At 68.9% G+C, this 7663-nt stretch carries 10 protein-coding genes and 2 pseudogenes; 5 read left to right on the top strand and 7 right to left on the bottom strand.

Going from position 1 to position 7663, the window contains the following annotated elements; all coding sequences use genetic code 11:
• Positions 1 to 133: 133 nt before the first annotated feature.
• Positions 134 to 709 carry a Uma2 family endonuclease gene (locus ACFV9O_RS38985; RefSeq protein ID WP_385427452.1) on the bottom strand — a complete coding sequence of 192 codons (576 nt, stop codon included), beginning with the start codon at positions 707 to 709 and terminating at the stop codon, positions 134 to 136.
• A gap of 612 nt (positions 710 to 1321) precedes the next feature.
• Between ACFV9O_RS38985 and ACFV9O_RS38980 the strand changes: the two genes are divergently transcribed.
• Positions 1322 to 1444: a PmrA gene (locus tag ACFV9O_RS38980; RefSeq protein WP_385427449.1), complete on the top strand. Its 123-nt coding sequence runs from the start codon at positions 1322 to 1324 to the stop codon at positions 1442 to 1444.
• 170 nt (positions 1445 to 1614) lie between these two features.
• Positions 1615 to 1893, top strand: coding sequence for a hypothetical protein (locus ACFV9O_RS38975; RefSeq protein ID WP_385427446.1), 279 nt, complete (start codon positions 1615 to 1617; stop codon positions 1891 to 1893).
• 72 nt (positions 1894 to 1965) lie between these two features.
• Here the strand turns inward: ACFV9O_RS38975 and ACFV9O_RS38970 are convergent, their stop codons facing one another.
• Both ACFV9O_RS38970 and ACFV9O_RS38965 read right to left on the bottom strand, forming a co-directional pair.
• Positions 1966 to 2274, bottom strand: coding sequence for a hypothetical protein (locus ACFV9O_RS38970; protein ID WP_385427444.1), 309 nt, complete (start codon positions 2272 to 2274; stop codon positions 1966 to 1968).
• Positions 2275 to 2338: 64 nt separating this feature from the next.
• A pseudogene (locus ACFV9O_RS38965) lies at positions 2339 to 2527 on the bottom strand (integrase core domain-containing protein); the annotation flags it as partial.
• Between the two features lie 56 nt (positions 2528 to 2583).
• On the opposite strand from ACFV9O_RS38965, the gene ACFV9O_RS38960 reads away from it, so the two are divergent.
• A complete protein-coding gene (locus tag ACFV9O_RS38960; RefSeq protein WP_385427441.1) occupies positions 2584 to 2841 on the top strand; it encodes a DUF5372 family protein in 258 nt (85 codons plus the stop codon).
• Positions 2842 to 3015: 174 nt separating this feature from the next.
• Positions 3016 to 3510: a helix-turn-helix domain-containing protein gene (locus tag ACFV9O_RS38955; protein WP_385427438.1), complete on the top strand. Its 495-nt coding sequence runs from the start codon at positions 3016 to 3018 to the stop codon at positions 3508 to 3510.
• Positions 3511 to 3686: 176 nt separating this feature from the next.
• Here the strand turns inward: ACFV9O_RS38955 and ACFV9O_RS38950 are convergent, their stop codons facing one another.
• Positions 3687 to 3845 carry a hypothetical protein gene (locus ACFV9O_RS38950; RefSeq protein WP_385427436.1) on the bottom strand — a complete coding sequence of 53 codons (159 nt, stop codon included), beginning with the start codon at positions 3843 to 3845 and terminating at the stop codon, positions 3687 to 3689.
• Between the two features lie 31 nt (positions 3846 to 3876).
• Between ACFV9O_RS38950 and ACFV9O_RS38945 the strand changes: the two genes are divergently transcribed.
• Positions 3877 to 5970 (top strand): recombinase family protein, encoded by a 2094-nt coding sequence (locus tag ACFV9O_RS38945; RefSeq protein WP_385427433.1) that lies wholly within the window; start codon positions 3877 to 3879, stop codon positions 5968 to 5970.
• A gap of 21 nt (positions 5971 to 5991) precedes the next feature.
• Here ACFV9O_RS38945 and ACFV9O_RS38940 read toward each other — a convergent pair.
• The 3 genes and pseudogenes from ACFV9O_RS38940 to ACFV9O_RS38930 form a co-directional block, all read right to left on the bottom strand.
• Positions 5992 to 6666: pseudogene (locus tag ACFV9O_RS38940) on the bottom strand (IS3 family transposase); the annotation flags it as partial.
• Positions 6663 to 6971, bottom strand: a complete 309-nt coding sequence (locus tag ACFV9O_RS38935) for a transposase (RefSeq protein ID WP_385427431.1) — start codon at positions 6969 to 6971, stop codon at positions 6663 to 6665. The gene ACFV9O_RS38935 and the pseudogene ACFV9O_RS38940, both read right to left, overlap by 4 nt.
• A gap of 68 nt (positions 6972 to 7039) precedes the next feature.
• On the bottom strand, positions 7040 to 7519 hold the full coding sequence (locus ACFV9O_RS38930; protein WP_385427428.1) for a GNAT family N-acetyltransferase: 480 nt from the start codon (positions 7517 to 7519) through the stop codon (positions 7040 to 7042).
• Between the last annotated feature and the right edge of the window lie 144 nt (positions 7520 to 7663).

Below are 7663 nucleotides of genomic sequence, written 5' to 3'. Positions count from 1 at the left end.
GACCGACCCGCCCGTCGGCCCCACAGGCGCTGACCGGGCGACCGTGAACGATCCCGCCGATCAGGACCTCCCGGCCAGCTGACGGTTACTGAGACACGCTCCTAGCCGGCCAATGCCCGCTGTTTCCTGGCGGTCACGTGCGGCTGGTGAGGCTGGCAGGGTCGATGTCGAACGGGAACGGAGCGTGAAGCCGGGTGACCGCACCCGCGAGGACAGTGGTCTTCTCCACGTACCGGCCGTTCTCCAGCTCGGTCACGATGAGCCGCGGCGCCGGGTCGAATTCCACACGCCAGTAGTGGGGGATCGCAGCCTCGGCATAGAGCAGCGGCTTGAATTTCCGGTCCATCGTCTTACTACCAGGCGACACCAGCTCAACGACCAGCTGCACCGCCTCGGCGTCGAGGCTTACTCCGTCCTCGGCGGCCGCGCCCGCGTCGGCGATGACAATGTCCGGCACCACGAGACCGGAGGGGAGCGTGACGTTGATCGCTTCCAGGATCTCGACCGGCGCGCCGACTGCGCGAGCTGCCGCATCGAGAGCCACGTGGAGTCGGAAGCTCGCCCGCTGATGGCGCAGTCCGGGAGCGGGCGACATGACGAGGGATTCCCCCAGTAGCTCATAGCGGAAGCGCCTGTCCTCAGGAAGCGCAAGGACATCGGCGACGGTCCACGGACCGGTGTGGTCGATCTCGATCGCTGCGACGCTCATCTGCACCTCCTCCTCCTGTGCTCTTCCAGTATGGGCTAGCGGACAGTCTGATGTCTGTCACCCGGGCTAGCCGCATGCCCACGTCACGCGGGGGCCCGGGCCAGGGCGAAGCTGCGGCCTCGCGGACCGGGCCAGCTCCATCGAGCCCGCCGGCGCCGAGATGAGCAGGATCACCACCGGTCCTCCGCCCGGCAACGGCGGCCGGAACACACTCCTAATCCCCGCGTCAACCGCCCGGGGCCGACAGGCCCGCCCGCAGGCTGCGGCTGCGGCTGCGGCTTGAAGATCAGCCTGAGCCGCCAGGCTCGCTGCGGTTGCCCAGTGCGCAGGACTGGGTCGGGCCACCGTCGCGGTGTTTGCGCAATCCCATGACTGGCGTGGGCTACCAGGTTGCGCAATCAGCCGCGGTGGACGGCCAGGCGCGGTGTTGCGCCGGGCACGGCGGGAAGATCACCATGCAGACCAACAGCCGTACGGGCTCGACAGTGACCGCGCCACCGGGGCAAGTGAGCGGGAGAGGTGACAGCCCGCCGGGGCAGCGAGAAGCCGTGCCAAGTCCGGTTGGCTCCCACCAGGGCGGATGAGTTTTCGGCAAGGGCAACGTCCACGCCGATGCTGCTGGCCCGCTCCCGCCACGCCTCCGTCCGCTCCCTGGAACGCTACGCTCGCCCCGGCGTCGACGCGGTCGCCCGGCACGTCGCCGAGCGCGACTCCGCCGCCCGCCGTCGGGGTTGATCACAGCGGCCTACGGCAGGTTTCCAGAGTATTCCTGGCAACCTTGCGATAAGCCTCAAATCGTGCTGTTCGGTGACATCATGAGTAGTGAATTCCGCATCATGACGGTCGTCCGACCAGGCGACACCTGAGCCTCTTCCTGCCTGTCAGTATGGAAAGGCGGTGAGCACGTGAGCGACGCCGAGCAGGAGCCCACTGCGGCCGAAGGGACAGAGGCGGAGACCACCCCCGAGGAGTCACCGGCCACGACTGAGGCCGGCCCTGTGGAGGGCGAAGAGCCGACCCCCGAGGCGGCGGAGACGGAAGCAGAAGAACCCGCGACCCCTGCGGCCGAGGAGACCGAGGCTGAAGAACCCGCGACCCCCGCGGCCGAGGAGACTGGGACCGAAGAACCGGCCCCCGCCGCGGCCGAGGAGACCGGGGCTGAAGAACCCGCTACAGAGGAGTAGGAGATTGGCTGTGCGCGACGACTGTCGCGCACAGCCACGACGGAAGTCTCGAAAGCAGTCTCGGGATGCCCCTCAAGCGGACTCGCTGGCATCCGGCTCGCTGCCCGTGCGCACCGGCCGCGCATCGCGCCGCGCGAGGGGCGGAAGTCCGGATGCCTGCAGCACCGCCGGTGCCACCGTGGACGGGTCTCCGCTGGCCACCCACCAAAAGCGGGCCACCATCATCATGTCGTCGACGCTCTCCCGCACGAACCCGTCCACGATGCCCAGACCGCCCGGGCGTTCACGCAGCACCACATCGCCCGGCTCCTGATCATCCGCGATCTGCTGGTAGTCCCCCGAGTCGGGGCAACCCGAGAACTTGTACACCCAGTGGCCCATGCCTGCCATCCTGCCGGGAACAACTGAGCTTGGTCCGCTTTGACGGACACCGTTGGTGTGGTGGTCAGGCCGCGAGTGCTGTCTCGTATTCGGCGGGGCTGCGGTAGCCGAGGCTGCTGTGCAGCCTGCGTATGTTGTACCAGCCTTCGATCCACTCGAAGATCGCGGAGCGGGCCGCCGCCCGGCTGGGCCACGGCCGGTCGCCGATCAGCTCCCGCTTGAGGGTGGCGAAGAACGACTCAGCAAGCGCGTTGGCGTGATCCGTCGACTGCTGGGGTTTCCGACTCTGAAGACGGAGGTCGGGTGCGGGTGACGCATCCGTTCCATCCGCTGTCGGGGCTGGAGTTGGAGTTCATCGAGCGTCGGCAGTGCTGGCGTGGGGACCGGGTGTACTACTTCGATGAGGTGGGTGGCCGGTCGCGGATCCCGGCGGAGTGGACGTCGGTGGCGCCGGTGGACGCGTTCGTGGTCGCGGCTGGGGGCGTCTGTCCGTTCCGGACGCAGGATCTGGTCGAGCTTGCCGCGCTGATCGACCGGCTGCGGGGTGTCGGGGAGATTGCGCCGTGAGCGTCGCGGGGTTTGTGCCGGGTGGGAGGGCGCTCGCGGTGTCGATCAGGGGCGCGTGCAAGCGTGGAATGTGCGCTGGCCTGCTGCTTTTGCTCCTGTCGGTGGTCACAAGGGGCTTGGCTGTGCTCGGGTCCGTCCGAATCCTGGTGACAGGGCTGGAGAGGGGAGGCGGTCATGGCGGCAGCGGCGGGCAGTGCGGCGAAGATCCGTGCTCTGCGGGAGTCGCGGACGCTCAATCCGCGTCCCGAGGCGGTGGTCGACGAGGCGTTCACCGCTTCGTCGTTCCTGGATCCGTGCGATCTGGTGCAGGTGAAGTACGAGATGGTGCGCCGGGTCCGCGTCGACAAGGTGCCCGTCGCCCGTGCGGCGGCGGCCTTCGGGTTCTGCCGTCAGAGCTTCTATGCGATAGCGGCCGCGTTGGATGCGGGCGGGCCGGCCGCGCTGGTGCCGGGCAAGCCTGGGCCGAAGGGGCCGAGGAAGCTGATCCAGCCGGTGATGGAACACATCGAGGCCCTGCTGCAGGCCGATCCGGGCCTCAAGGCACCGGCGTTGGCCGCGGCGGTGGCCGAGGAGTTCGGCGTCCAGGTGCATCCGCGTTCCATCGAGCGGGCACTGGCCCGCAGGCGCGAGGGCCGCAGTCAGGAGGAGGAAATAGGTCCCCGCAGCTGACGCGGCCGCCGGGATGCGGGTCTGCGCGAGTTACGAACAGCTGCGGTCCGCGGTCGTGGAGGGACGCGGCGGTGGCTGGCGTCATGGCTGGTCGGTGCTGGTCCGCTCGGGCATGGCCGCGTGGAGCCGGGCAATGGCGGCCCTTTTGCGGCCCGGGCGGGCAACAGTCCGATCGATCACCGGTGCCCGCAGGCGACGTCGCCGACCACCTCGGCATCGAGCTCGTGCACGTGCTGGCCTCGCTCGTTCTCGGGCACGGTCGGCCGCCCTGAGCCCGTCACCGTCACCGTCACCGTCACCGTCACCGTCACCGTCACCGTCACCGTCACCGTCACCTGGAGTGTTGCGTTCGAGAGGAAGTACGTCGTGCAGGAACAGCCGTCCGGCGCGGGGAAGGTCACCGCGGATCATCTGCGGCGGGGTGCGTATCTGTATGTGCGCCAGTCCTCGCTCAAGCAGGTCGTCAACAACACCGAGTCCACCTCCCGGCAGTACGCGCTGCGGGGCCGGGCCGTCGCGCTGGGCTGGGGCGAGGGCCAGATCACCGTGATCGACACCGACCAGGGCCAGTCCGGGGCCACGGCCGCTGGCCGGGACGGCTTCCAGCTCCTTGTCTCCGAGGTCTCCCTCGGACGGGCCGGGATCGTGCTGGGCCTGGAAGTGTCCCGGCTGGCCCGCAACAACACCGACTGGCACCGATTGCTGGAGATCTGCGCGTTGACCGGGACGCTGATCCTGGACGAGGACGGGCTCTATGACCCGCGCTCGTTCAACGACCGCCTCGTCCTCGGTTTGAAGGGCACCATGTCCGAGGCCGAACTCCACCTGCTCAAGGCCCGCTTGCGGGGCGGGCAGCTGTCCAAGGCCCGGCGTGGGGAAATGAAGCAGGCCCTGCCCATCGGCTATGTCCACGATCAAGCCGACCGCATCGTCAAGGACCCCGACGCCGCGGTCCGCGCAGCCGTCGAGCGGGTCTTCACCCTGTTCGCGGCGACCGGCTCGGCCCGCCAGGTCGTCATTGCTTTCGCCCGGGACAAGCTCTCCTTTCCCGCCCGCATCCGCACCGGCCCTCACAAGGGAGAGCTGGTCTGGGGCCCGCTCAAGCACTGGCGGGTGCTCTCGCTGCTGCACAACCCCTGCTATGCCGGGGCGTTCGTCTATGGACGCCGACGCGCGACGAGGACCGCGCAGGGCACATTCGCCTGGGCGATCGTCCCCCGTGATCAGTGGATGACGCTGATCGAGGACCACCACGAGGGATACCTCTCCTTCGCCCGGTGGGAGACCAACGGCCGCCTGCTGGCCGGCAATGCGGCCAGCCACGGCGAGGACCGCAAGGCCGGGCCGGCCCGCGAAGGACCGGCCCTGTTGCAGGGCCTGGCGATCTGCGGCAAGTGCGGACGGCGGATGACGGTCGGCTATCGCCAGTACCGCGACGAGATCTTCCCCGACTACCGGTGCATGACCCGGGCCATCCAGGACGGCACACGCGTCTGCGAACGCCTGCCCGGCAAGGCCATCGACGCCGCCGTCACCCGACTCCTCCTGAACACCCTCACCCCGCTCGCCGTCGACGCCGCGCTGAAAGTCAGCGACCAGCTCATCGCGCAGGCCGCCGAGGCCGACCGGCTGCGGGCCACCCATGTCCAGCGCGCCCAGCACCGCGCGGACCTGGCCCGGCGCCGATACCTCGCCGTCGATCCCGACAACCGGCTCGTCGCCGACACCCTGGAGGCCGACTGGAACCACGCTCTGCGCGAGGTCGCCGCGGCGAAGGACACCTACGAGCGGGCGAAGACCGAGGCCGCCCCGCTCGAACAGACCGTCCGCGACCGGCTGACCACACTCGCCGCCGACGTCCACGCCCTCTGGGCCGATCCTGCCACCCCCATGCGGGAACGGAAACGTATCGCCCGCCTGCTGATCACGGATGTCACCCTCACCCGCACCGACCAGATCACCGCGCAGGTCCGGCTGTCCGGCGGTCAGCACCACACCCTGACCGTCCCGATCCCACTGTCCGGCGGCAAAGCCTGGCAGACCCATCCCGACACCGTCGCACTGGTCGACGAACTCCTCGAACACCACACCCACCGGGAGATCGCGAAGATCCTCAACGAACGGGGCCACACCAGCGGCAAAGGACGCCCGTTCACCGAGCTCCTGGTCCGCGACATCCGCGACAACTACCAGCTCACCCACCGCTACCAGCGACTACGCGACCGCGGCCTGCTCACCCACGAGGAATACGCCGCCGCAGTCGGCACCACCGCCCAGACAGTGAAGATCTGGCGCCGGGCCGGCCTGATCGACGGCATTCCCTACAACGACAAGAACTGCTACCTCTACCCACCGCCCGGCCCCAACGCCCCTCACGTCGCCATGGGCATCAAACTCTCCGACCGCATCGCGGCCCGGGAAGCCACTCACAACGCAACATCGCAAAGGAGCGCAGTGTGATGACAACGGTTTGTCCCAGCACTGGCCGGTGCGGCCGATCGACAGCCGGACGTCGAAGTCCCTTGCCAGGTCGGCGAATTCACGGCTGGTGTATTGGCAGCCGCGGTCCGAATGAAAGATCACCGGGCCATTGGGACGGCGGGTTCGCCAGGCCGCGCTCAGGGCGTCGGCGACCAGTTCGGTGCGCAGGTGGTCGGCAGCGCTCCAGCCGATGACGCGACGGGAGGCGATGTCGATCACGGTGGCCAGGTAGAGCCAGCCCTCCTCGGTCGGGATATAGGTGATGTCGCCGCACCAGCGCGAATCGAGGGCGGCCGGGTCGGGCCGGAAGTCGCGCAGGACCAGGTCGGGACGCGTGGTGGCGTTGGGGTCCGGGACTGTGGTGCGGTGGCGTCGTCTGCGGGTTCGGCCTTGCAGGCCGGCCTGGCGCATGAGCCGGGCGACCCGGCGTCGGCCGCATCGCTCACCGTCCTTTTGGAGGACCGCGTGGACGCGCGGGGCCCCGTAGCTTCCCCACGAGTCCGCGTGAACCTCGGTGATCTTCTCGGTCAGCTCGGCATCACGGACCATGCGGGGGCCGGGAGTGGGGGTCCGGCGGGCGTAGAAGGCGGCACGGGAGACCTTCAGCAGCTCACACGCCCGTTTGACGTTGTGCCCTGCCTGCTTCTCCGCCTCGATGAACGGGTTGACCGTCACCGGGTCTCCTTCGCGAAGAAAGCCGTGGCCCGCTTGAGGATGTCGACGTCCTCCCGTAGCCGGCGGTTCTCCCGCCGCAACCGGGCCAGCTCCTCGTGCTCGTCGCTGGTCAGGCCGTCGCGCTCTCCGGCGTCGACCTCGGCCTGGCGCACCCAGTCCCGCACCGCGGTCTCGGTCAGATCGAAATCCTTGGCGACCTGACCGACAGACCGGTCACCGCGTCGGCACAGCTCGACGATCTCGGCCTTGAACTCCGGCGTGAACGAGCGGCGAGGACGCGGTTTCTTCTTCCCCATGCTCTCCATGACAGACATCTTCCTTCCGGGGCGGAAGCCCCTGATCTCAGGTGTCTGTCAAAGCGGATCAAGCCCAGTTATCGTCTGATGCTCCGGTGCCATCGGATCTCGCCTTCGTGCCATTCGTCGGTCGGTGTGAGCCCGGCGGCAGTGGCGACGGCAGCGGATGCCCGATGCTCGGGGTGGATGTGGGCGATGACGGTGTGCACCGGCTGCCGGCTGAGCCAGTTGACGAGTCCTTGGGCTGCTTCGGTGGCGATGCCTCTTCCCTGCCACGGGGTCCCCACCAACCAGGCGATCTCGGCGATGGGGCCGTGGCCGGAGGGGCTGACCGTCGCCTGGACTGTGCCCGTCAGGCAGGACTTGTCACGGAGCCGGATCACCCAGTTCAGCCAGGACACGGCCGGATCGGGAGAGCCTGCCGTCATGCGCTGGTAGCGCGAGCGCAGGGCTTGCGGGGTGTCCGGAGCGCCGCCGATGAAGCTGTGCAGGGCCGGATCGGACAGCACGGCAGCCATCTCCTCGGCGTGCTCGACGTGCAGCGGCAGCAGGTCCAACCGCTCCCACGGCTACGGCGTGCTGGACGTGACCCCGGAACGCTCGCAGGTGACTCCTCCCCCGGATAAATCCGGGGGCTTCTCCTGTCGGTGGCTCAGGCCACGTCGGGAAGGACCAGCCCGGCCCTGAGTACGACGTTCCAG

Origin of the sequence: Streptomyces sp. NPDC059909, from assembly GCF_042730885.1 — a bacterium.
In the GTDB taxonomy this organism is placed as follows: Bacteria; Actinomycetota; Actinomycetes; order Streptomycetales; family Streptomycetaceae; genus Streptomyces.
The sequence above is the reverse complement of the archived record's forward strand: the minus strand, read 5'-3'. Positions and strand labels throughout refer to the sequence as shown.

Excerpts from the sequence above, each read along its gene's own strand:
- ACFV9O_RS38935 (WP_385427431.1), bottom strand. The coding sequence starts at position 6,971 with ATGGAGAGCATGGGGAAGAAGAAACCGCGTCCTCGCCGCTCGTTCACG.
- ACFV9O_RS38970 (WP_385427444.1), bottom strand. The coding sequence starts at position 2,274 with ATGGGCCACTGGGTGTACAAGTTCTCGGGTTGCCCCGACTCGGGGGAC.
- ACFV9O_RS38955 (WP_385427438.1), top strand. The coding sequence starts at position 3,016 with ATGGCGGCAGCGGCGGGCAGTGCGGCGAAGATCCGTGCTCTGCGGGAG.
- ACFV9O_RS38985 (WP_385427452.1), bottom strand. The coding sequence starts at position 709 with ATGAGCGTCGCAGCGATCGAGATCGACCACACCGGTCCGTGGACCGTC.
- ACFV9O_RS38980 (WP_385427449.1), top strand. The coding sequence starts at position 1,322 with ATGCTGCTGGCCCGCTCCCGCCACGCCTCCGTCCGCTCCCTGGAACGC.